This is a genomic window from Roseomonas marmotae, from assembly GCF_017654485.1.
Taxonomy (GTDB): Bacteria; Pseudomonadota; Alphaproteobacteria; order Acetobacterales; family Acetobacteraceae; genus Pseudoroseomonas; species Pseudoroseomonas marmotae.
In genome coordinates, this window is the sequence record NZ_CP061091.1 from 1,947,326 (window position 1) to 1,967,995 (window position 20,670).

General features: G+C 69.6%; 21 protein-coding genes. 8 read left to right on the forward strand and 13 right to left on the reverse strand.

All coding sequences use genetic code 11. From position 1 onward, the window contains the following. The 3 genes from pyk to IAI58_RS09210 all read right to left on the reverse strand — a co-directional run bounded on the left by pyk (position 1) and on the right by IAI58_RS09210 (position 3,832). Positions 1 to 1,434, reverse strand: a complete 1,434-nt coding sequence (pyk, locus tag IAI58_RS09200; RefSeq protein ID WP_207449536.1) for a pyruvate kinase — start codon at positions 1,432 to 1,434, stop codon at positions 1 to 3. Positions 1,435 to 1,451: 17 nt separating this feature from the next. Next, complete coding sequence (locus tag IAI58_RS09205; RefSeq protein ID WP_207449534.1) at positions 1,452 to 2,747, reverse strand: glycerate kinase type-2 family protein; 1,296 nt, start codon at positions 2,745 to 2,747, stop codon at positions 1,452 to 1,454. 185 nt (positions 2,748 to 2,932) lie between these two features. Further along, the gene (locus IAI58_RS09210; RefSeq protein ID WP_207449532.1) at positions 2,933 to 3,832 is read right to left on the reverse strand and encodes a branched-chain amino acid aminotransferase; all 900 of its coding nucleotides are present in this window, start codon (positions 3,830 to 3,832) and stop codon (positions 2,933 to 2,935) included. A 115-nt stretch (positions 3,833 to 3,947) separates the two neighbouring features. On the opposite strand from IAI58_RS09210, the gene IAI58_RS09215 reads away from it, so the two are divergent. Genes IAI58_RS09215 through IAI58_RS09225 form a run of 3 tightly spaced genes read left to right on the forward strand, consistent with a single transcriptional unit; the run spans position 3,948 to position 6,544 of the window. Next, positions 3,948 to 4,493 carry a MarR family winged helix-turn-helix transcriptional regulator gene (locus IAI58_RS09215; RefSeq protein WP_207449530.1) on the forward strand — a complete coding sequence of 182 codons (546 nt, stop codon included), beginning with the start codon at positions 3,948 to 3,950 and terminating at the stop codon, positions 4,491 to 4,493. Beyond that, positions 4,493 to 5,188 (forward strand): response regulator, encoded by a 696-nt coding sequence (locus IAI58_RS09220; RefSeq protein WP_207449528.1) that lies wholly within the window; start codon positions 4,493 to 4,495, stop codon positions 5,186 to 5,188. The genes IAI58_RS09215 and IAI58_RS09220 overlap by 1 nt, the downstream gene beginning before the upstream one ends. Positions 5,189 to 5,194: 6 nt before the next feature. Beyond that, positions 5,195 to 6,544: an ATP-binding protein gene (locus IAI58_RS09225; protein ID WP_207449526.1), complete on the forward strand. Its 1,350-nt coding sequence runs from the start codon at positions 5,195 to 5,197 to the stop codon at positions 6,542 to 6,544. Here IAI58_RS09225 and IAI58_RS09230 read toward each other — a convergent pair whose 3' ends face one another. The 4 genes from IAI58_RS09230 to IAI58_RS09245 all read right to left on the reverse strand — a co-directional run bounded on the left by IAI58_RS09230 (position 6,545) and on the right by IAI58_RS09245 (position 9,092). Continuing rightward, the gene (locus IAI58_RS09230) at positions 6,545 to 7,003 is read right to left on the reverse strand and encodes a phasin family protein (RefSeq protein WP_207449524.1); all 459 of its coding nucleotides are present in this window, start codon (positions 7,001 to 7,003) and stop codon (positions 6,545 to 6,547) included. 94 nt (positions 7,004 to 7,097) lie between these two features. Further along, entirely contained in the window at positions 7,098 to 7,730 is a 633-nt protein-coding gene (locus IAI58_RS09235; RefSeq protein WP_207449516.1) for a TetR family transcriptional regulator, read from the reverse strand. A gap of 46 nt (positions 7,731 to 7,776) precedes the next feature. Then, a complete protein-coding gene (gene proC, locus IAI58_RS09240) occupies positions 7,777 to 8,592 on the reverse strand; it encodes a pyrroline-5-carboxylate reductase (protein ID WP_207449514.1) in 816 nt (271 codons plus the stop codon). Then, the gene (locus IAI58_RS09245) at positions 8,589 to 9,092 is read right to left on the reverse strand and encodes a type III secretion system chaperone family protein (protein ID WP_207449512.1); all 504 of its coding nucleotides are present in this window, start codon (positions 9,090 to 9,092) and stop codon (positions 8,589 to 8,591) included. Before IAI58_RS09245 ends, proC begins: the two co-directional genes overlap by 4 nt. A gap of 203 nt (positions 9,093 to 9,295) precedes the next feature. Here IAI58_RS09245 and IAI58_RS09250 point away from each other — a divergent pair, with 203 nt between their 5' ends. The 5 genes from IAI58_RS09250 to IAI58_RS09270 are packed head-to-tail and all read left to right on the forward strand — an operon-like array spanning position 9,296 to position 14,530. Continuing rightward, positions 9,296 to 10,195 carry a DMT family transporter gene (locus IAI58_RS09250; RefSeq protein WP_207449510.1) on the forward strand — a complete coding sequence of 300 codons (900 nt, stop codon included), beginning with the start codon at positions 9,296 to 9,298 and terminating at the stop codon, positions 10,193 to 10,195. 49 nt (positions 10,196 to 10,244) lie between these two features. Continuing rightward, complete coding sequence (locus IAI58_RS09255) at positions 10,245 to 11,816, forward strand: nitrilase-related carbon-nitrogen hydrolase (protein WP_207449508.1); 1,572 nt, start codon at positions 10,245 to 10,247, stop codon at positions 11,814 to 11,816. Next, positions 11,813 to 12,205 carry a hypothetical protein gene (locus IAI58_RS09260; RefSeq protein WP_207449500.1) on the forward strand — a complete coding sequence of 131 codons (393 nt, stop codon included), beginning with the start codon at positions 11,813 to 11,815 and terminating at the stop codon, positions 12,203 to 12,205. The genes IAI58_RS09255 and IAI58_RS09260 overlap by 4 nt, the downstream gene beginning before the upstream one ends. Continuing rightward, complete coding sequence (gene gltX, locus IAI58_RS09265; RefSeq protein ID WP_207449498.1) at positions 12,202 to 13,533, forward strand: glutamate--tRNA ligase; 1,332 nt, start codon at positions 12,202 to 12,204, stop codon at positions 13,531 to 13,533. Before IAI58_RS09260 ends, gltX begins: the two co-directional genes overlap by 4 nt. A 28-nt stretch (positions 13,534 to 13,561) precedes the next feature. Then, a complete protein-coding gene (locus IAI58_RS09270; RefSeq protein ID WP_207449496.1) occupies positions 13,562 to 14,530 on the forward strand; it encodes a magnesium and cobalt transport protein CorA in 969 nt (322 codons plus the stop codon). A 17-nt stretch (positions 14,531 to 14,547) separates the two neighbouring features. Here IAI58_RS09270 and IAI58_RS09275 read toward each other — a convergent pair whose 3' ends face one another. The 6 genes from IAI58_RS09275 to uvrC all read right to left on the reverse strand — a co-directional run bounded on the left by IAI58_RS09275 (position 14,548) and on the right by uvrC (position 19,943). Beyond that, entirely contained in the window at positions 14,548 to 15,894 is a 1,347-nt protein-coding gene (locus IAI58_RS09275) for a hypothetical protein (RefSeq protein WP_207449494.1), read from the reverse strand. After that, complete coding sequence (locus IAI58_RS09280; RefSeq protein WP_207449492.1) at positions 15,885 to 16,331, reverse strand: molybdenum cofactor biosynthesis protein MoaE; 447 nt, start codon at positions 16,329 to 16,331, stop codon at positions 15,885 to 15,887. Before IAI58_RS09280 ends, IAI58_RS09275 begins: the two co-directional genes overlap by 10 nt. A 6-nt stretch (positions 16,332 to 16,337) precedes the next feature. Next, entirely contained in the window at positions 16,338 to 16,589 is a 252-nt protein-coding gene (gene moaD, locus IAI58_RS09285) for a molybdopterin converting factor subunit 1 (protein WP_207449490.1), read from the reverse strand. A 4-nt stretch (positions 16,590 to 16,593) separates the two neighbouring features. After that, positions 16,594 to 17,154: a hypothetical protein gene (locus IAI58_RS09290; RefSeq protein ID WP_207449488.1), complete on the reverse strand. Its 561-nt coding sequence runs from the start codon at positions 17,152 to 17,154 to the stop codon at positions 16,594 to 16,596. Positions 17,155 to 17,228: 74 nt separating this feature from the next. Beyond that, the gene (gene pgsA / locus IAI58_RS09295; RefSeq protein WP_207449582.1) at positions 17,229 to 17,831 is read right to left on the reverse strand and encodes a CDP-diacylglycerol--glycerol-3-phosphate 3-phosphatidyltransferase; all 603 of its coding nucleotides are present in this window, start codon (positions 17,829 to 17,831) and stop codon (positions 17,229 to 17,231) included. Between the two features lie 24 nt (positions 17,832 to 17,855). Further along, positions 17,856 to 19,943 (reverse strand): excinuclease ABC subunit UvrC, encoded by a 2,088-nt coding sequence (gene uvrC / locus IAI58_RS09300; RefSeq protein WP_207449486.1) that lies wholly within the window; start codon positions 19,941 to 19,943, stop codon positions 17,856 to 17,858. Between the last annotated feature and the right edge of the window lie 727 nt (positions 19,944 to 20,670).

Consider the following 20,670-nt stretch of genomic DNA (forward strand, 5'->3'; position numbering starts at 1 on the left):
CTACTTCAGCGCCGCCACCCGCAGCGCATTGGTCGTGCCGGGGGTGCCGAAGGGTACCCCGGCTGTCACCACGATCTCATCCCCGCTTTCGGCGAAGCCTTCCAGCGCGGCTGCGCGGACGGCCTTGGTGACCATGTCCGTCATGCTGTTCGGCTCCTGCGAGGTCATGGGGTGCACGCCCCAGACCACCGCCATGCGCCGCGCCACGGCTTCGCTGCTGGTCAGGCCCAGGATCGGGCTGCCCGGCCGCTCCCGCGCCACGCGCAGCGTGGTGGAGCCGGTGGCGGAGAAGGTGGCGATGACCTTGGCGTCGATCGTCTCCGCCACCTGCCGCGCCGCGGTGGAAATGGCGCCGGCCGAGGTCTTCAATGGCGCGGGCCGCGCCGCGTCGGTCAGCTGCCGCCAGCCGCTGTCCTGCTCCACGCGGGAGAGGATGCGGTCCATCATGTTCACGGCCTCGAAGGGGTATTGCCCCGCCGCGGTCTCGGCCGAAAGCATCACCGCGTCGGCGCCGTCGAAGACCGCCGTGGCGACGTCCGAGGCCTCGGCGCGGGTGGGGGAGGGCGCGCTGATCATGCTCTCCAGCATCTGCGTGGCCACCACCACGGGCTTGCCCAGCTCCCGCGCCGCGCGGACCATGCGCTTCTGGATCAGCGGCACTTCCTCGGGCGGCATCTCCACGCCCAGGTCGCCGCGCGCCACCATGACGGCATCGGCCAGCGCCAGGATGCCGTCGAGATTCTCGACCGCCTGGGGCTTCTCCATCTTCACCATCACCCAGGCGCGGCCATCGGCGATGGCCTGGGTCTCCGCCACGTCCTCCGGCCGCTGCACGAAGGAGAGGCCGATATACTCGATGCCCAGCGGCAGCACGAAGTCGAGGTCCGCGCGGTCCTTTTCCGTCAGCGCGGGGATGTTCAGCGCCACATCCGGCACGTTCACGCCCTTGCGGTCCGACAGCGCGCCGCCGACCAGGATCTCGGTCTCCAGGTGGTCGTCGCGCTTGTGCACCACGCGCAGGCGCAGCTTGCCGTCATCCAGCAGCAGCGTGGTGCCGATGCGCGCGGCCTCGATGATCTCGGGGTGCGGCAGCTGCACCCGGCGCACGTCGCCGGGCGTCGCGCTCATGTCGAGGCGGAAGCTCTGCCCGGCCTGCAACTGCACCCGCCCGGCCTGGAAGCGCCCGACCCGAAGCTTCGGGCCCTGCACATCGGCCAGGATGCCGATGGGCCGCCCCACCTTCTTCTCCAGCGCCCGGATGATGCTGATGCGGGCCGCGTGGTCCTCATGGCTGCCATGGCTGAAGTTCAGCCGGAAGACATCGGCGCCGGTGCGGTAGAGCCGCTCGATCACCTCGGGCGTGGAGCTTGCCGGACCCAGCGTGGCGACGATCTTGGTGCGGCGACGGCGACGGAGCGGAATGCGCGGGGGCAAGGCAGTATCCCTTTTAGCTACGCGGATGGGGCGATCAGAACCAGGCGCAGATCGTTCACGTTGGTCAGCGTCGGCCCCGTATTGACGGTGTCGCCCAGGGTAGCGAAGAGCCCATAACTGTCGTGTGAAGACAAGGCCGCATGGGCGTCCAGTCCGGCGGCACGGGCGCGGGCCAAGGTATCCGGGGTGGCGATGGCGCCGGCATTGTCCTCCGAACCATCGATACCGTCGGTGTCACCCATCAGCGCCCAGATGCCCGCGGCGCCGCCCGTGGCCAGGGTAAAGCCCAGCAGGCATTCCGAGTTGCGGCCGCCGCGCCCGCCCTTGGGCGTGCCGGGGCGGATGGTCACCGTCGTCTCCCCGCCCGAGACCAGCAGGCAGGGGGCGGGCAGGGGGTGGCCATGGGCACGCACGCTGCGGGTGATGCCGGCCAGCACGGTGCCGACCACCGCCGCCTCGCCTTCCAGCGAATCACCGAGCAGGAGGGGCTGAAGGCCCATGGCGCGGGCTTCCTCGGCCACCGCTTCCATCGCCATCTGCGGGGCGGCGATCATGCGGAACTCGGCGCGGGCCAGGCGCGGATCACCGGGCTTGGGCGTCTCATCGGCCATGGCGGCCAGGTGCGCGGCCACGGCGGCCGGCGTCTCCACCTCATAGCGGGCGATGATGGCCTGGGCATCGGCGAAGCTGGTGGGGTCCGGCACGGTGGGGCCGGAGGCGATAACCGCCGGGTCGTCCCCCGGCACGTCGGAAATGGCCAGCGTGAACACCCGCGCCGGATGCGCCGCTGCCGCGAGCCGTCCACCCTTGATGGCGGAGAGGTGGCGGCGGACGCAGTTCATCTCCTGGATGCTGGCGCCCGAGGCCAGCAGGGCGCGGTTGACGGCCTGCTTGTCCTCCAGCGTCAGCCCGCCATCGGGCAGGGCCATCAGCGCCGAGCCGCCCCCGGAGATCAGCGCGAGGACGAGGTCATCCTCGCCCAGGCCCTGCACCAGGGAGAGGATGCGCCGCGCCGCCGCCTCGCCGGCCGCGTCGGGCACGGGGTGGCTGGCCTCGACTGTCTCGATCCGGCTGGTGGGCACGGCATGGTCATAGCGGGTCACGACGAGGCCGGAGAGATCGGCATCGGGCCAGGCGGCCTCGACCGCCGCCGCCATGACGGAGGCCGATTTGCCGGCGCCCACCACCATGACGCGGCCGCGTGGCCGCTCAGGCAGGTGCCGGGCCAGGATGGTGCGGGGATCGGCTGCGCGGATGCCGGTCTCGAAGAGGCGCCGTAGGGCGGCCCTCGCGCTGGTATCGTCCCAGGTCATCTCGACTGCTTCTCCCCCCGTCTGCCGGAGCCGCCGCATCTTGGCCCGCCCGGGAGTGAGGCGGAAGGTGGGTCAGGTCAAGCCGGAGCGGCGCAGGGGTGCCATTGCCAGAAAGGCGGGCTGCCGCCGGGCATGGAAAAGGGACCCGGAGGCCCCTTCGCCACATCTTCCAGGATCGCGCCGGGTCAGGCGACCCGCCGGGCCACCTCGTCCGGGCTCATGCGCACCAGCGCCTCGTAATCCTTCAGCAGCGTCTCGGTGATCGTGCCGGGGGTATAGCTATGGTCGCCGATGGCGCGGACCGGCGTCACCTCGGCCGCGGTGCCGGCCAGGAAAACCTCGGTGGCGTCCTTCAGCTCATCCGCGCGGATGGTGCGCTCCACCACTTTCATCTGCCGGTTCTTCGCCAGCTTCATGACGGTGCGGCGGGTGATGCCGTCCAGGAAGCAGATGGGGGTCGGCGTATGCACCTCGCCATTGAAGACGAAGAAGGCATTGGCGCCGGTTGCCTCGGCCACGTCGCCCTTGAAATCGAGCATCAGCGCGTCGTCGAAGCCCTCGGCCTCGGCCTGATGCTTGGAGAGGGTGCCGATCATGTAGAGGCCGGCGGCCTTGCTGGCGGTCGGCGCGGTATCCGGCGCCGGGCGGCGCCACTGCGCCATGCCCAGGCGGACGCCCTTCATGCGGTTGTCGCCGAAGAGGTTCGGCCATGCCCAGGCGGCGATCGCCAGATGGATCTTGGTATGCTGGGCGGAAACCGCCAGCATCTCCGACCCGCGATAGGCGATAGGGCGCAGATAGGCATTGGTGAAGTTGTTCTTCTGCAGCACCTCGATGCAGGCCGCATCGATTTCATCGGCAGTCCAGGGGATGTCGAAGCCCAGGATCTTGCCGGAGGCGATCAGGCGGTCCGTATGCTCGCGCAGCTTGAAGATATTGCCCTCATAGGCCCGTTCGCCTTCGAAGACGCCGCTGGCATAATGCAGGCCATGCGTCAGGACATGCAGCTTGGCATCGCGCCAGGGGACCATCTCCCCGTCGAACCAGATCCAGCCGTCGCGGTCGTCAAAAGGAACCAAAGCCATGTGTGCAATCCTTGGAAGCTTGTTCGCGCAATATCATTGCGTGTAATGGGCATACGCTAGAACTCCATTCCCTTAAGTGTCAACGAAGCTGACCCAACAGGCGAGCATGACAGCGATGCCGGAAGCGACAGACACCCTCCCCGGGGGCAACAAGCCCGTCGGCGCCGGCCGCCAGCTTCTCTTCCTGCGGGAGGAGGAGCTGCGCCTGGCGCAGAACCTGCTGTTCTTCGGCTACCGGGATTTCACCGCCGGCCCGGACGCTATCCTGGTGGATATGGGCATGGGCCGGGCCCATCATCGCGTGCTGCATTTCGTGGGCCGCCGTCCCGGCATCACGGTAGGGGAGCTGCTGACCATCCTCGGCATCACCAAGCAGTCGCTGGGCCGCGTGCTGAACCCCCTGATCGAGGAGGGTTATGTGATGCAGGTGCCCGGGCGAAACGACCGGCGCCAGCGCCTGCTCTCCCTGACTCCCAAGGGCCAGGAGCTGGAGCGGCGGCTCTTCGAGCGGCAGCGGGAATGGCTGATGCGTGCCTATCGCGAGGCCGGTCCGGTGGCGGTGGAGGGCTTCCGCCGCGTCATGCGCGGATTGATGGGGCCGGAGGCGCGGGCACAGCTGGACCGGGCGCATCAGGCGCCCTCCCCGGAGAGCGCCGCCTGATGGAGCACGCCCATCTGCTGGTTGTCGACGATGATGCCCGGCTGCGGAACCTTCTGCAGCGCTTCCTCTCGGAGCAGGGTTTCCGTGTGACCGGCGCCGCCGATGCCGCCGCGGCACGCCAGTCCCTGGCCAGCATGGCTTTCGACCTGATCGTGCTGGACGTGATGATGCCGGGCGAGAGCGGGCTGGACCTGACCGAGAGCCTGCGCCGCGACGGGCATGAGGTGCCGATCCTGATGCTGACGGCCGCCGGCGCCCCCGATGATCGCATCGCCGGGTTTGAGCGCGGCGCAGACGACTACCTGGCCAAGCCCTTCGACCCGCGTGAGCTGGCGCTGCGTATCCGCACCATCCTCAAGCGCGCGGCGCCGGCCCTGCCGGCCACGCTGCCGCTGGCCCCGGTGCAACTGGGCGCCCGCTGGTTCGACCCGGAGCGGGGGGAGCTGCGCGGGCAGGACGGCACGCAGCGCCTGACCGGGGGGGAGGCCGCGCTGCTTTCCGCCCTGGCCCGCCGCGCGGGCGAGGTCCTGACGCGGGAGGAGATCGCCGCCGCCCTGGGCACCCCCGAGGCGGGGGAGCGCGCTGTGGATGTCCAGGTCACGCGCCTGCGCCGCAAGATCGAGCCGGACCCGCGCGAACCGCGCTTCCTGCAGACCATCCGCCACCGTGGCTATGTACTTCGCCCGGGGGCCTGAGGCGCGATGAAACGCCTGGCCCGCCTGATTCGCGGACTGCTGCCGCGCGGCCTGCTGGGACGGGCGCTGCTGATCATCCTGCTGCCGCTGCTGATCCTCCAGGGCGTGGCCCTGCAGCTGTTCTATGGCGGGCATCTGGACGTCATCTCCCGCCGCCTGGCAGGCGGCGTGGCCGGCGATATCGGCATGGTGACGGAACTCCTGACCCGCTTCCCGGGCGAGGAGAACCGGAGCTGGATCTTCCACGAGGCCGCCTGGCGCTTCGACCTTTCCCTGGCCTTCGAGCGCGGCGCGAGCCTTGCCAGCAGCGGCAACCGGCCAAGCTGGCTGCCGATCCTGCCGCTGGAGGAGGATCTGGTGCAGGCGATGGTGGAGCGCGTGCGCTTGCCCTTCGACACGGACTGGCAGAGCGACCCGCGCAGCGTCATCATCCGCGTGCAGCTGCCCAATGGCGTGCTGCATGTGGAGGCGCCGAGGAAGCGGCTCTTCTTCGGCACGCTTTATCTTTTCGTCATCTGGATGGTGGGCACCTCCCTCCTGCTCTTCCTGGTGGCGGCGCTGTTCATGAAGAATCAGGTGCGTGCCATCCGCCGGCTGGCCAGCGCGGCGGAGGCCTTCGGCATCGGCCGCCAGCACGGGCCCATCAAGCCGGAAGGCGCTGCCGAGGTGCGGCAGGCAGCCGCTGCCTTCAACCAGATGCAGGGGCGCATCCGCCGCTTCATCAACCAGCGCACGGATATGCTGGCCGGCATCAGCCACGACCTCCGCACGCCGCTGACGCGGCTGCGCCTGGGCCTGGCCATGCTGCCGCCCGGCACGGAGGAGGACGCCGCCGCCATGGGCGAGGATGTGGCGGAGATGGAGCGGCTGATCGCCACCTACCTGGCCTTCGCGCGCGGGGAAGGAACGGAGCAGTCCCAGCCCGCCGACCTGGCCGAGCTGGTGCGGGAAGTCGCGGCCAAGGCGCCGAAGGATGGCGCGGAACTGTCGGTGGAGGCGCCGGCCTCCCTGGTGCTGCCGCTGCGGGTGGATGCGCTGCGGCGCTGCCTGGGCAACCTGCTGGACAATGCCCGCCGCCATGCCGCCCGCATCGTCATCTCCCTGCGGGAGTTGCCGCTGGCGGAGAGCGAGCGGCGGCAGACGCGCTGGGTGGAGATCACGGTGGATGACGACGGCCCCGGCATCCCGGAGGCGGCGCGGGAGGAGGCCTTCCGCCCCTTCGCCAGCTTCTCAGCCGGTGGCACAGGTCTGGGGCTCGCCATCTCCCGCGACATCGCGCGGGCCCATGGCGGGGATGTCCTGCTGGAAGGCAGCCCGCTGGGCGGGCTGCGCGCACGGATCCGGCTGCCGGCCTGATCAGGCCTGGGGTGGGCGGTTGTTGTTGTCGCCGCTCTTGGCGATCAACCCTTTCACCTCGTCCATCGCCTCGGCGAAGCGGCGGTTCAGCAGAGCCAGCGCCTCGCTGTTCGACTTCTGGATGAGGTCGGCCAGTTCCTGGATGTTGTTGACGGCACGGGCGTAGGAGGCCTTCAGCATTTCCGCCTGGCTGGCCGCCTTATCCTGGGGCGAGCCGGTGACGGATGCGGAGCGTACCGCGTCCGTCATTTCCGTCATCGACTGCTGCAGGATTTCCATGTGCCGCCGCGCCACCGTCTGCGCGCCTTCCAGCGCGATGCGATTGGCGGCGGAGAGGGCCTCGAAGTTCCGGCGCTGCGCTGCGGCCAGGCTCTCCACATCCGGCATGGTCGGCAGCCGGAAATCAGAGAGCAGGCGCATCAGGTCCTTCTCCGGTGCTGGTTTCGGCTCGTCCGGCATTCACGTTCCTTTCTTGGACTTCACCGCAGCTTAACGCCGTCAGAGCCGGAAAAGGAATAAAATGCCGTGACGTCCACGCGCCCTCACGCCCGGCTCATGGTCCCTCGGGCAGCGGCCCCGCGGGCTCCGTTTCGCTGGTATCCAGGTGCAAGGTGCGGGCGAGTTGCCCCGCCCGGTCCAATGCCCGGTCCAGCGCCGCCATGGTGTGGCCGAGATCCGCGCCCTCATCCTGTTCCCAGGCCCGCAGGGTCGCGATCCAGACGCCGCAGAGCCCTTTCACGCGCAGCGTGCCGCCGATGCCGCTGGTGCCGATGCCCGCCGCTTCCAGCATCCAGGACATGGAAGCCATCAGCTGCGGCATCAGCATCAGCGTGAGCAGCGGATCGGTCCGCATCTCCCGCCCCATGCGGATGACGCCGGCGCGATGCGGCTGCAAGGCGTCGATCCGGCGCATCAGCACGTCGAAAAGCCGGTCCCGTGCCGAGCCCATGGGCGTCGCCGGCACGTCCCGCAGCACGTCCCGGTCCACCGCCTTCATGAAGAGAAGCGGCAGGGCGCCCTTGTGCGGCACGCGGTCGCGCAGTTCCGCCAGGGTGATGCCGGCCTCCGCCGCCAGGGCCTGCATCGTCAGGCGCTGCCAGCCCTGATCGGCCACCAGCTTCCAGAAGGCCTCGAAGAGGGTGGAATCGGGGAGGGAGGGGAGAATGGCTGAGGTGCTGTCGCTCATGCTCGGCAGGTTGGGGCTGTGGCGCGGTTTGACCAGGGGCGGGCCATCAGCCGGCCAGCTCGCGGGAGCGGGCGGTGGCGGCGGCGATCGCCTCCTCCATCAGCTTCGGCCAGGCATCGGGGGCCATCAGCACGTTCAGCGCCCGCTCGGTCGTTCCCTTGGGGCTGGTGACGTTGATGCGGAGCTGGGAGGCATCCAGCTCGCTGGCCGCCAGCAGGGCGCCTGAGCCGGAGACGGTGCGCCGCGCCATCCGCCGCGCCAGATCGGGTGGCAGGCCCTGGCTGATGGCGGCCTTTTCAAGCACCTCGGCCAGCAGGAAGACATAGGCCGGCCCGCCGCCGGAAACGGCGGTGACGGGGTCGATCAACCCTTCCTCCTCCAGCCAGGCGACCTCGCCCACGGCGGAGAGCAGGGTATCGGCCAGGGATTTCTGCGCATCCGACACACCGGGCCCGGCGAAGGCACAGGTGAAGCCCTGGCGCACGGCGGCCGGCGTATTCGGCATGGCCCGCACCACCCGCGCGCCACCACCCAGGGCGGCGGTGATGCCGCTGACGGTCTTGCCCGCCATGATGGAGATGAACAGCGCCCCGCCACCGGCGAAACGCTCATAGCCCGGCAGGGCACCATCCGCCTGCTGCGGCTTGGTGGCCAGGATGACAGCGGCGGGGGCGAACCCCGCCGGCACCTTCTCCACGCTGTCGCAGACCGTCACGCGGCCGGCGAAGGCGGCGGTGGCGGCGGGATAGGGCTCCACCACCACCACCTGCTCCACGCCGCGCTCCAGCCAGCCTTCCAGCATGGCGCCGCCCATCTTGCCGCAGCCGACCAGCAGAAGCGGCGGCAGAACCTGCTGGCTCATGCCTCGCCCACGCAGTCCAGCATGGCCGCTTCCAGCGCCTCGGCCGGCGACTTGCCGCCCCAGAGGACGAACTGGAAGGCCGGGTAGAAACGCTCGCACTCAGTCAGGGCGATATCCATCATGTCCTCAAGGCTCTCGGCGCTGGCACCACGGGCGCCGCGCAGCAACACGGCATGGCGGAAGACCGGCCCGCCATCCTCGTGGTCAATCCCGAAATGGCCGATCCACAGCCTCTCATTGGCCAAAGCCAGCAATTCGTAAAGCTTCTGGCGGTGCCCGGCAGGCACCTTCAGGTCGAAGGCACAGGTGAAATGCATGGCGCTGATGTCCTTCGACCAACAGAAGAACATGCCGTAGTTGCACCATTTACCGGGTGCCTCAGCCGCCATTTCGCCGTCGGAGCGGCGCTCGAAGACCCATTCATTCGCTGTGACGATCTGTTCCAGGACGTCCAGCGGATTGGCGGAACGGTCTCGGTCTACGGTGTGCAGGCCGGACATCGTGGCACCTCCTTCCTGGTTGGAGCGGTGCGGGATACCTCTGCTTGGGCCAGCGGAGAAATCCACCACCTAGATATCGATATCGCGCCGCGAAATAGCACCGCAAGGGCCAAGACCCGAGTCTGTCGTCCCCCTGCCATTTTCCCGGATACCAGCCTGTTCCCTGACATGGGCAATCCGGGGCCGGCCGGATAGGTTGCACCATGCCCGACGCGATTCCCGCCCCTTCGACGCCTCTCGCCGCGCGGGAGTCGCTAATCGGCCTCTCCTGTGCCTTTGGCGTCACACTGGTCTGGGCCGGGTTCCTGCTGGCTTCCCGCCTCTCCACCCAGCAGCCCTTCACGCCATGGGATGTCGCGGCGCTGCGCTACTCCGGCGCCTTCCTGGTCGGGCTGGTGCTGGTGGCACGCTTCGGCTGGCCACGGCTGCCCTTCCGCCGCTCGCTGGCGCTGCTGGCGGGGGCGGCCTTCGGCTTCCCCTTTGCCTCCTATATCGGCTTCGGCTTCGCACCGACCTCCCATGGCGCGGTGCTGATGACGGGGCTGCTGCCCTTCGTCACCACCGGCCTCGCCACCCTGTTCATGGGCGAGCGCTGGGATGCGCGGAAGCTGCTGTCCCTGAGCGTGGTGGGACTGGGCATTGGGCTGCTGGCGACGGATACCTTCGGAGCGCATCCCGGCGCCTGGCGGGGGGACCTGATCTTCCTGATCGGCTGCTTCTCATGGGCCAGCTTCACCCTGCTGATCCGCTACTGGCGGGTGCCGGCCATGACGGCCACCCTTGTCCTGGCGCTTTACCCAGCGCCGCTCTACCTGCCGGTCTGGTGGCTCTTCCTGCCCAGCCGCATGGCCGAGGCGCCCCTGGGCGTGCTGAGTTTCCAGCTCGTCTATCACGGCCTCATGGCCGTGGTGGTGGCGGGCTTCCTCTTCTCCCGCGCCGTCAACCTGCTGGGCCCGGCCCGCACCACCACCATCACCGCCCTGGCGCCGGCCCTGGCGGCGCTGCTGGCCTGGCCGCTGCTGGGCGAGCCGCTGGGCATGGCCGGGCTGGCCGGCGTGGCGCTGGTCTCGGCCGGCATGGTGTTGGGCGTGGCGCGGCGGTGATGACGGCCCCGTTCCGGCAGGGGGCGATCCGGTCTAGGGTACGGAAATCATGACCGAACGGCTGCGCATCGCGCTCGCCCCGCTCAATCCGCATCCCGGCGCCGTCAACGCCAATGCCGCCCGTATCCGCGCCGCGCGCGCCGAGGCGGCGGCGCTGGACGCCGATCTGCTGGTGACGCCCGAATTCTCCCTCGGCGGCCTCCCGATCGAGGATCTGGCGCGCGACCGCGCCTTCCAGGCCAACTGCGCCTGCGCCCTGGCGGAACTGGCCGCCGAAACCGCCGATGGCGGCCCCGGGCTGATCCTCGGCGGCCCCTGGGCGGAGGACGGCAGGCTGCACGACACCGCCTTCCTGCTGGAGGGCGGCAAGGTCGTCGCCCGCCGCGCCCGGCACGCGCCGCCACCGGATGGGGCCTTCGACCCTGGCCCGGCACCCGGCCCGGTGGCCTTCCGCGGCCTTCGCCTGGGGCTGATGGCGGGGGCGGAGTGGCAGGAGCCGGAAGTGCCCGAAACCCTGGCGGAAACCGGGGCCGAGATCCTGCTCGCCATCCATGCCAGCCCCTTCCGGCCCGGCGCCCCGGAGCGGAGGATCGATGCGGCCGTGGCGCGGGTGGTGGAGACGGGGCTGCCCCTGGTCGCCCTGGGCCAGACCGGTGGCCAGGATGAATGGGTCTTCGACAGCGGCGGCTTCGTGCTGAATGCCGACCGCTCCCTGGCATGGCGCCAGCCGCTCTTCTCCCAGGCGCTGGCGCTGACGGAATGGCGCCGCGGCCCGGATGGCTGGGCCTGCGCGCCGCAGCCGCTGCCCGCGCCCATGGACCTGGCCGAGCAGCTCTGGCAGGCGATGATGCTGGGCCTGTCGGACTACCTGGAAAAGCGCCGCTGCCCCGGCGTGGTGGTCGAATTGAATGGCAGCCTGGGTGCCGCGCTGACCGCCCTCTGCGCCGTGGATGCGCTGGGGGCGGGGCGGGTGCGGACCGTGGTGCTGCCTTTGCCGGGGGAGGGGGCGGAGGAAGCTCAGGCCTTCGCCGCCAGCCTGGGCCTGGACTGCCAGGCCATTCCCATCGGCCCGGCCCTGCGGGGCTTCGGTGCCATGCTGGGCGAGGCGGCGGCGCTGCTGCCGCCTCGCATCCGCGCCACGGCGCTGATGGCGCTGGCCGGAACCTCCGGCACGCTGCCGCTGGCCAGCGATGACCGCACGGCGCTGGCGCTGGGCCAGGGCCTTTCCGACGGCATCATTGGCGGCTTCTCTCTGCTCAAGGAACTCTGGGCCAGCGAGGTGCGGGACCTCGCCCTCTGGCGGCAGGCGCAGCGCCCGGCGGGCGCCCTGGGGCCGGACGCGCCGGCGCTGCCGGAGGCCGCTGCCAGGCCCTGGTCCGACCTGCCGCCCCTGGCGACTCTCGACCCGCCCCTGCGGGGTCTGTTAGAGGAAGGGTTGGATGTCGAGACGCTGGCGACGCGCGGCTTCGACCGCGCTACACTGGCGCGGATCTGGCGCTTACTGGACCGGGCCGAGTACAAGCGACGCCAAGCCATGCCGGGCGTAAGGCTCGGCCGCCATGCCTTCGGGCGAGACCGCCGCTATCCCCTGACCAATGGATTCACTGACCTCATCCCATGAGCGGTTCTTTCGATAACTCCCTCTTCTCGCCCGAGGGCGGCTTCGCCGTCCGCATCCGCGACCTTTCCGGCGGCAATGGCGCGGAACCGGTGGAAACCGTCCGCGGCTTCCTCACCCTGGCGCAGGCCAATGCCTTCGCCCGCCGCTATGTCCGCGACAGCATCGAGCGCTGCCGCGCCCCCGGCATGACGGCCGAGGAGGTGCTGGCCGCCTGGTTCGCCTTCGGCGAGGACGCCGAGGTGGTGAGCAAGGACGGTTCCGCCTGGAACAGCGGCACCGAGATCCGCGACTTCGCCGCGAAGAAGGCGACCGATGCCGAGGAGCGGAACTGGCGTGTGCTGGACCCCCGCAGGCACGAAGACGACGCCGAGGGAGGAGACGAGGAATGAAGTTCCGCTTCGCCCCCAGCCCCACGGGCTACCTGCATGTCGGCAATGCCCGCGTTGCCCTGGCCAACTGGCTGGTGGCCCGCAAGGCCGCCGGCACCTTCGTTCTCCGCTTTGACGATACCGACGTGGAGCGATCGAAGCCGGAATACGAGACGGCGATCGAGGAAGACCTGCGCTGGCTCGGCCTCGACTGGGACGAGAGCTTCCGTCAGATGGACCGGCTGCCCGCCTATGAGGCCGCGGCCGCGAAGCTGAAGGCCGCCGGCCGCCTCTATCCCTGCCTGGAGAGCGAGGAGGAGCTTCGCTTCAAGCGGGAGCAGCGGCAGAAGCAGGGCCGCCCGCCCGTCTATGACCGCGCCGCCCTGAAGATGACGCCGGAGCAGCTGGAGCGTGCCCTGGCCAATGGCAAGAAGCCCTACTGGCGCTTCAAGCTCTCCACCCGCATCATGGAATGGCATGACGGCGTGCTGGGCCGGCGCCAGGTGAAGCTGCCGCCGATCTCGGACCCCGTGCTGATCCGCGCCGATGGCTCCTTCCTCTATACCTTCACCTCCGTGGTGGATGACCTGGAGACCGGCGTCACCGGCATCATCCGGGGCGAGGACCACGTCACCAATACCGGCGTGCAGATCGACATCATGGAGGCGCTGGGCATGCGCCCGGGGCAGGTGGACTTCGCCCATCTGCCACTGCTGACGGATGCCGATGGCAGCCAGCTCTCCAAGCGCATCGGCTCCATGGGCCTGCGCCAGCTTCGGCGGGACGGGATCGAGCCGGCGGCGCTGGCGGGCTACCTGGCGGCGCTGGGCTCCTCGGCCGATCCGGTGGCGGGCATGCCGGCGGAACTGGTGGCCGGCTTCTCGCTCGAGAAGCTTTCCCGCAGCTCGGCCCGTTTCGACCCGACGCAGCTGCTGGCGCTGAACCGCCGCTACCTGCATGGCCTTTCCTTCGAGCAGGTGCGCCACCGGCTGCCGGAGGGGGCGGACGAAGCCTTCTGGCTGGCGGTGCGCGGCAATCTCGACCTGCTCTCCGAGGCGCGGGACTGGTTCGAGATCGCGAAGGGCCAGCCCGAGATCGCGTCGCAGCCGGAGGAGACGGAATTCCTCCGCGCCGCGCTGGACTGCCTGCCGCCTGAGCCCTGGGACGAGAATACCTGGGGAAGCTGGACCCGCGCCCTGGGGGCTGCATCCGGCCGCAAGGGCAAAGCGTTGTTCCTGCCTCTGCGCCGAGCCCTGACGGGCGAGGAGCACGGGCCGGAGCTGAAGCTCTTCCTGCCCCTGATCACCCGCGCCCGGGTGGAGCAGAGGTTGATCCAGGCGGCGGGCTGAACGCGCCGCCAGCGGAGGAGCGCGGCGGATGAGTGTCGTAGCCGCATCGATCTACCGGGATGGCCATGCCGTCCCGGACCCGTCCCAGCCGCCGGAGGCGCCATGGCTGTTGCGGCATGGCGAGTTCGTCTGGATCGGGTTGTTCGAGCCGGAGGAGGATGAACTCGTCACTCTGGCTCAACGCTTCGGCCTGCATCCGCTGGCGGTGGAGGATGCGCGCGTGGCGCATCAGATCCCGAAGCTGGAGGTCTACGGGGAGCAGCTCTTCATCGTCGCCCGTACCGCACGGCTGGAGGGTGACGAAATCTGCTATGGCGAGACCGCCATCTTCGTTGGCCCGAACTTCATCATCACCGTCCGCCACGGTTCGGCCCGCGCGCATACCGAATTGCGGAAGCAGCTCGAGGCCTCGCCGGAACGGCTGAAGCACGGCGTGGATTTCGTGCTGCACGGCGTGCTGGACTTCATCGTCGATGGCTATGCCCCGATCATCGATGCGATCGAGGAGGAGGTGCTGGCGCTGGAAAGCCGCTCCCTCGACTGCCCGCTGGACAAGGACGAGATCCACCGCATCTTCCGTCACCGCCGCCACCTGACACGCTTTGGCCGCATGCTCGGGCCGATGCAGGAGATGAGCGCCAAGCTCGAGCACCTGGATCTGCCCTGCGTGGACCCGGAGATGCGGCCCTATTTCCGCGACATCAATGATCATGTGCGGCGCGTGGAGGCGCGGGTCGGAGGGCTGCGGGAGGTGCTGCGCTCGGTCTTCGATGTTGGGATGCTGATCGAGCAGCAGCAGCAGAGCATCGTCACGCGCAAGCTGGCGGCCTGGGCGGCCATGCTGGCGGTACCGACGGCCATCGCCGGCATCTACGGCATGAATTTCGAGCATATGCCCGAACTGAACTGGGCCTATGGGTACCCGACCGTGCTCGTGGTCATCGCGGTGGTCTGCGCTGTGCTCTACCTGCGTTTCCGCAAGGCCGGCTGGCTCTAAGGTCCGGCGGCAACACTCTACCCCGGCACGGCGGCGGGCGGTGGCGCCTCCACCTGCCGCCGCGGCATGGCCAGCAGCGCCACCCCCAGCGGCATCAACCAGGCGATGCGCGCCTGGTAGCGGTGATGCGGCTTGGAGAGCGCCCCGGTGGCGAGGGCATTGGCGGCCACCGCCACGAAGATCCACAGCGCGAAGGCCCGCGCCGGCCCGCGCCGCCCCCAGGCCATGACGGCCAGCCCCGCCGCGCTGGCCAGCAGCACCAGCCCATGCGGCCAGAGGAAAGGCGCTGCCCGGGCCCGCAGCAGATCCCTGGACTGGGCCGAGGCGTCATAGCGTGCCAGTTCGCCCGGGCCGAAACCCTGCTCGATGCGCGGCCGCGCGGCCGTGCCAAGGTTCTCGCGCCCCAGCGTATCCCCCACCTCCACCAGCACGAGCTGATGCGCGGCGTTGCGAAGCGCAGCCCAGGCGACGCCGAAAGGTTCACGCCGGATGGTCTCCGCCACGATCTCCCGCGCCTCGGACGCCAGCCGGACACCGCCCAGGAAGATGGGGCGGCCCAGCTCGTCCCGGTTCAGCGGGCTGTCCGGCTGCCAGAGGAAATCGTCGCTATCCGCAGGCAGGCGGCCGGACCAGAAGCAGAGATACCAGCCGGATTGCGGGCAGCGGGCGGCGATGGTGCGGGCGGCGGTTCCGTCGCCGATCATCCGCGCCAGCAGGAAGGTGGAGCCGTAGGGTGAGACCGAGAGCCGCCCATGTCCGGCCCAGTTGGTGCCGAGCAGCAGCAGTAGCGCCAGGGCGAGCGGCGCCGCCACCCGCAGAACTGGCCAGAGTCGGCGTGCCAGCAGCGCCGTCGCCACCAGCAGTGCCGCCGCCAGCGGCAGGTTGGAAAGATGCGCCGCGATGGCCAGTGCGGCCAGGATCGTGAGGTAAGCCGCCTCGCCCCGCGAGAGCGAAGCCCGCCCCAGCCCGAGCAGGAAAAGGCTGAGTGCCGCCATCGGCGTCAGCACGTCCGGCATCAGCAGCGCCGTGACCCAGGGCTGGGCGGTCAGCAGCGCCAGGGCGGCGCAGAGCAGCAGATGCAGCCCCGCGCTGGCCTGCCCGCGCAGCACCCGCTGGCAGAGCCAGAGCAGGTGGGAGAGGACCAGCCCCTGCGCCAGCAGCGGCAGCCAGAGCGTCACGCCCCAGTGGAAGGCATGCAGCACGGGGCCGTAGATCCAGGGCTTGTCCCAGATCATCAGCGGCTGCACCGTCTGCGCCAGGAAGGCGCCGGTATCGCTGAACAGGATGGGGTAGCCGTTCAGGAAAGCCGGCCAAACCAGCATCACGCCGGCCAGCAGGATGGCCAGCGCGGCTCTTACCCCCATTTCGCCGCCGCGGCGTCGTCGCTGGCGCGGGCTTCCACCCAGCGGCTGTCGCCGTCCGGGAATTCCTCGCGCTTCCAGAAGGGGGCGCCGGTCTTCAGCCAGTCGATCAGGAAGGCGCAGGCTTCGAGTGCGGCGGTGCGGTGGCGGCTGGCGGCCAGCACCAGGACAATGGGCTCGCCCGGCAGAATACGGCCGACACGGTGGATAACGGTGCAGCCTGTCAGCGGCCAGCGGGCCTCGGCCTCGGCCACGATGCCGGCCAGGGCCTTCTCCGTCATGCCGGGATAGTGCTCCAGCACCAGGGCCGCCAGCCCGTCATCGGCGCGGCAGAGGCCCTGGAAGCTGGCGATGCCGCCGACATCCACACGGCCTTCCGCCAGCACCGCCGTCTCAGCCGCCAGGTCGAAGGGCGCCTCCTGCACGCGGATGGTGGCCATGGCGCCTCAGCCCCCCGTCACGGGCGGGAAGAACGCGATCTCGTCCCCCGGGCGCAGCGGATGGTCCGGGCCGCAGAACTCCTGGTTCACGGCGGCGCGGATCTGCCGGGGGTCGGCGAAGGCACTGGCATGGCCGGGGCTGCGGCTGGCCAGCCAGCGCATCAGCCCGCCGACATCCGTCACCTCCGGCGGTGGCGAGATCTCCTCGGCCCCGGTGCCGACGCGTTGCCGTACCCAGGCGAAATAAAGCACCTGCATGGCGTCAGCGCGGCGTCGGCACTTGCCGCACGCCGCCATCCGAATCGAGCAGCGTGGTGGTGCCGCCCTGCGGGATGGCGATGCCGCTGCCGCCGCCCGGCGTGGTGTAGGTGCTGTAGCCCGCGCCGCCGCCGGTCGTGATCGCCGGGCCCTGCGGGGTGGGGATCACCGAGCCATCGCGAAATGCGCGGCGCCGGTTCAGCGGGGCAGGTGCGGGCGGCGGGTCGGCCAGGCGCAGGTCAGGGGCCGGCTCGGGCGTCATCAGCAGGTCCGGCGGCGTGGTGCTGCCGCGCCGCCGGGACTGGCGGTTGCGGCCCTGGCCCTCCAGCTGGCTGGGCTGCACCCCGACATCGGGGTTGCCGATGGTGCCGCGGGGCGAATCCTCCGTCGCCGGCCAGACGCTGCCATGCTCCGGTAGCAGTGGTGGCACCTCGACATGCTGGCCCATCACACGTGCGACGGTGAGACTGTCCACCGGGGGCTCGATCGGCCGGACCGAGCAGGCGGCCAGCGTCGCCAGCGCGCCGACCGCCACCATCCGCACTACCTTCCGTGGCTCGCCCATGCTCCGCTCCTGATCGAGATTATGCTTCCAACATGCGTGCGGAATGCCCCGCCCTCAAGGGCATCCGGCGCTGCTTACGGCCGGGGGGCGGTGCCGCGCGAGATATCCTGCGCTTCGGCATGCCGCAGCCCGGCCCGGAGATAGTCCCAGCCCGTCACGAGGGTCAGCACGGCGGCCACCCAGAGCATCGCCTCCCCGATGGCGCTCACGGGCAGGAAGCCGAGTCCCAGCACCCGTGCCGCCGTGTCGCCGGCCAGCAGCGTGCCCAGCGCGCCCATCTGGAAGCCGGTCTTCCACTTGGCCAGCCGCGTCACCGGCAGGCTGATGGCCAGGGCCGCCAGGTATTCCCGCAGGCCGGAGACCAGGATCTCCCGCAGCAGGATGACGATGGCCGGCAGCAGCCCCCAGGGGGAGAGCCGCTCCAGCCCCGCCAGCAGCATCAGCGCGGCACCGACCAGCAGCTTGTCCGCGATCGGGTCCAGCATGCGCCCGAAGGCGGAGACCAGCTTGCGGTCCCGCGCGATCTTGCCATCGAAATAGTCGGTGATGGCGGCCGCCGAGAAGACGGCGCAGGCGCCCGCATCGCCCCAGGGCGTGTGCAGGCATGCCAACAGCACCAGCAGCGGGATGGCCGCGATGCGGGAGAGCGTGAGCAGGTTAGGCAGGTCAGTCGGCAAGCCGATACCCTTCATGGTCTGGCTTCAGCCCTTTCCCAAATTCGGACCTGTCGCGCCAGGGTGGAAATGCTCATGGATGCGCGTGGCCATGGCCGGGCCGATGCCCGGGCAGTTGTTCAGGTCGTTCAATCCGGCCTGCCGTACCCCGCGCGCCGAGCCGAAATGGTTGAGCAGCCGCCGCTTGATGGCGCTGCCCACGCCGGGGATCTCGTCCAGCTCGCTGCGGGTCAGGCTCTTGCTGCGGCCGGCGCGGTGGGTGGTGATGGCGAAGCGGTGGGCCTCGTCCCGCAGGCGCTGCAAATAATAGAGAACAGGGTCGCGCGGCGGCAGCTGGAACGGCGGATGGCCCTCACGGTGGAACCATTCGCGCCCGGCGTCGCGGTCGGGGCCCTTTGCTACGGCCACCATCGGCAGGTCTTCCAGCCCCAGCTCCGCCATGATGGCGCGTGCGGCAGAGAGCTGGCCGGCGCCGCCATCGATCAGCACCAGGTCGGGCCAGCCCTCGCCGCTGCGCTCCGGATCCTCCTTCAGGGCCTTGCCGAAGCGGCGCTCGAAGACCTCCCGCATCATCGCGAAGTCGTCGCCCCCGCCGCTGGCGGCGCGGGAGCCGCCGCCCATCGGCGCGCGGCCCAGGCCGCCGGGGATCGGCGAGCGTCCCTCGCCGATGCCGGGCAGGGGCACGGCCTCGCCATCCTCGGCGCTGACGATGTCCCCGCCCTCGGCCGGGGCGGCGCGGCTGCCATTCCGCACCAGCCCTGTCTCGCCTCGTATGGCGTATTTTCGGTAGGCGCCCTTCATGAAGCCCTCCGGGCCGGCGACGACCATCACGCCATAGGCATGGCTGCCCTGGATATGGCTGTTGTCATAGATCTCGATCCGCCTCGGCGAATCCGACAGGTCGAAGAGCGTCCGCACACCCTCGAGCAGGCTCGCCTGGGCAGTGCTCTCGGCCAGATGGCGCTCCAGCGCCTCCCGCGCGTTGATGGCGGCATGCTCCACCGCCACGCGCTTTTCGCCGCGCTGGGGGTGATGCAGCTCCACCCTGCGCCCGGCCTTGATCGACAGCGCCTCGGAGATCAGCCCTGCCTCGGGCAGGCTGTGGGAGAGCAGGACCAGTGGCGGTGGCGGAAGGTCGTCATAGAGCTGGGAGAGGAAGGCGGTCAGCACATCCTCTGGCCCGGCATCATCCTTGGCATGGCTGGGGAAGAAGCTGCGATTGCCGTTGTTGCGCCCCCCCCGGAAGAAGAAGACCTGCACGCAGCTCTGCCCGGCAGCCTGGTGCAGCGCCACCACATCCGCGTCGCCCACGCCTTCCAGGTTGATGCTGTTCTGCCCCTGGATATGCGTCAGGCCACGGATACGGTCGCGGATGCTGGCGGCGCGCTCGAATTCCAGCGCCTCGGCCGCCTGCTCCATCTCGGCGGCCAGCTTCTTCTGGATGCTCGGCGTCTCGCCGGAGAGGAACTGCTTGGCCTGCCGGACCAGCCCGGCATAGTCCTCCCGGCTGATCCGCTCCACGCAGGGCGCCGAGCAGCGCTTGATCTGATAGAGCAGGCAGGGCCGGTCCCGGCTGGCGAAGACGGTGTCGCGGCAGGAGCGGAGCAGGAAGACGCGCTGCAGGGCCGTGATGGTCTGGTTCACCGCCCAGGCACTGGCGAAGGGGCCGAAATAGCTGGCGCCCTTCTGCTTCTCCCCCCGATGCTTGCCGATCATGGGGTAGTCGTGATCCTCGGTCAGCAGAAGCCACGGGTAGGACTTGTCGTCCCGCAAGAGGATGTTGAAGCGCGGGCGCAGCCGCTTGATGAGGTTGGCTTCCAGCAGCAGCGCCTCGGCCTCGCTGCCGGTGGTCACGATCTCCATGCGCCGGGTGCCGGCGACCATGCGCCGCAGCCGCTCCGGCAGCCGGGCGATCTGGGTATAAGCGACCACGCGCTTCTTCAGGTCGCGCGCCTTGCCCACATAAAGGGCATCCCCCTTGGCATCGAGCATCCGGTAGACGCCAGGGGCGGCGGGCATATGCTGCAGCGCGGCCTCGATCACCGCGACGCCCTGAAGGGGAGTTCCTTCCGCGGCAATGGCTTCCTCGGCGGGCGGTGCGTCAGGGCTCTGCATGAGGGGGATCAATCACGGTGCCCGGCAGGGCTCAAGGGGCAAAAAGGGAACGTGAGGTTTTCCACCGAAGGTGTGGATAACTCTGTGGACGTGGGCGGGTGAATGACAGGAAATCCGCGGCCATCTGCCATTCACACGATGGTGCCCATCCTTTGGGCATTCAAGCCTGCTAATGAAAATCAAAGGGTTAGCTGGTTCTTTTGTGACCTTGAGATGTCAAGTTCATGAATGGCATTGACGAAGGCGGGGTTTTGGGCGTGCCACGCGCGGCGGTGGATGATTTCCACGCAAGCCCCATGTTTTGCATCGCAGCAGCGTGCCGGGCGCTGAGGTAACGGCTCCGTTATCCACCGTTTCCGTGGATGAAGATGTGGATCGTCGCGGGGCAAATGTGCCCAACCCCTGCTTGGCGGTCACGGCGCCCCTTTCCGGCCTGGCGGCATACAGCCAAGGCCGGGGTTTTCCACCATTCTCGTGGACAGGTCTGTGGACATAGGGCGGATAGCCCGGGACGCGCCGTGGACAAGATCCCAGCCCTGACCGCCTGCCGGATGCCTCCTGAATCTCCTGTCCGCATCATCGCGGATGCCGGTGGATTTCCGAGAGACTGCCACTCCTTGAAGTTACCCACCGCTCATGTGGATAAGCCTGGGGAAATCCAGGGGATCAATGGCGGAAAGCGGCGGTCTTCCTGGCGTTACAAAGCTTTGCCCAAGCTCTAGGCACA

Excerpts from the sequence above, each read along its gene's own strand:
- IAI58_RS09205 (WP_207449534.1), bottom strand. The coding sequence starts at position 2,747 with ATGACCTGGGACGATACCAGCGCGAGGGCCGCCCTACGGCGCCTCTTC.
- IAI58_RS09210 (WP_207449532.1), bottom strand. The coding sequence starts at position 3,832 with ATGGCTTTGGTTCCTTTTGACGACCGCGACGGCTGGATCTGGTTCGAC.
- IAI58_RS09215 (WP_207449530.1), top strand. The coding sequence starts at position 3,948 with ATGCCGGAAGCGACAGACACCCTCCCCGGGGGCAACAAGCCCGTCGGC.
- IAI58_RS09220 (WP_207449528.1), top strand. The coding sequence starts at position 4,493 with ATGGAGCACGCCCATCTGCTGGTTGTCGACGATGATGCCCGGCTGCGG.
- IAI58_RS09225 (WP_207449526.1), top strand. The coding sequence starts at position 5,195 with ATGAAACGCCTGGCCCGCCTGATTCGCGGACTGCTGCCGCGCGGCCTG.
- IAI58_RS09230 (WP_207449524.1), bottom strand. The coding sequence starts at position 7,003 with ATGCCGGACGAGCCGAAACCAGCACCGGAGAAGGACCTGATGCGCCTG.
- IAI58_RS09235 (WP_207449516.1), bottom strand. The coding sequence starts at position 7,730 with ATGAGCGACAGCACCTCAGCCATTCTCCCCTCCCTCCCCGATTCCACC.
- proC (WP_207449514.1), bottom strand. The coding sequence starts at position 8,592 with ATGAGCCAGCAGGTTCTGCCGCCGCTTCTGCTGGTCGGCTGCGGCAAG.
- IAI58_RS09245 (WP_207449512.1), bottom strand. The coding sequence starts at position 9,092 with ATGTCCGGCCTGCACACCGTAGACCGAGACCGTTCCGCCAATCCGCTG.
- IAI58_RS09250 (WP_207449510.1), top strand. The coding sequence starts at position 9,296 with ATGCCCGACGCGATTCCCGCCCCTTCGACGCCTCTCGCCGCGCGGGAG.
- IAI58_RS09255 (WP_207449508.1), top strand. The coding sequence starts at position 10,245 with ATGACCGAACGGCTGCGCATCGCGCTCGCCCCGCTCAATCCGCATCCC.
- IAI58_RS09260 (WP_207449500.1), top strand. The coding sequence starts at position 11,813 with ATGAGCGGTTCTTTCGATAACTCCCTCTTCTCGCCCGAGGGCGGCTTC.
- gltX (WP_207449498.1), top strand. The coding sequence starts at position 12,202 with ATGAAGTTCCGCTTCGCCCCCAGCCCCACGGGCTACCTGCATGTCGGC.
- IAI58_RS09270 (WP_207449496.1), top strand. The coding sequence starts at position 13,562 with ATGAGTGTCGTAGCCGCATCGATCTACCGGGATGGCCATGCCGTCCCG.
- IAI58_RS09275 (WP_207449494.1), bottom strand. The coding sequence starts at position 15,894 with ATGGGGGTAAGAGCCGCGCTGGCCATCCTGCTGGCCGGCGTGATGCTG.
- IAI58_RS09280 (WP_207449492.1), bottom strand. The coding sequence starts at position 16,331 with ATGGCCACCATCCGCGTGCAGGAGGCGCCCTTCGACCTGGCGGCTGAG.
- moaD (WP_207449490.1), bottom strand. The coding sequence starts at position 16,589 with ATGCAGGTGCTTTATTTCGCCTGGGTACGGCAACGCGTCGGCACCGGG.
- IAI58_RS09290 (WP_207449488.1), bottom strand. The coding sequence starts at position 17,154 with ATGGGCGAGCCACGGAAGGTAGTGCGGATGGTGGCGGTCGGCGCGCTG.
- uvrC (WP_207449486.1), bottom strand. The coding sequence starts at position 19,943 with ATGCAGAGCCCTGACGCACCGCCCGCCGAGGAAGCCATTGCCGCGGAA.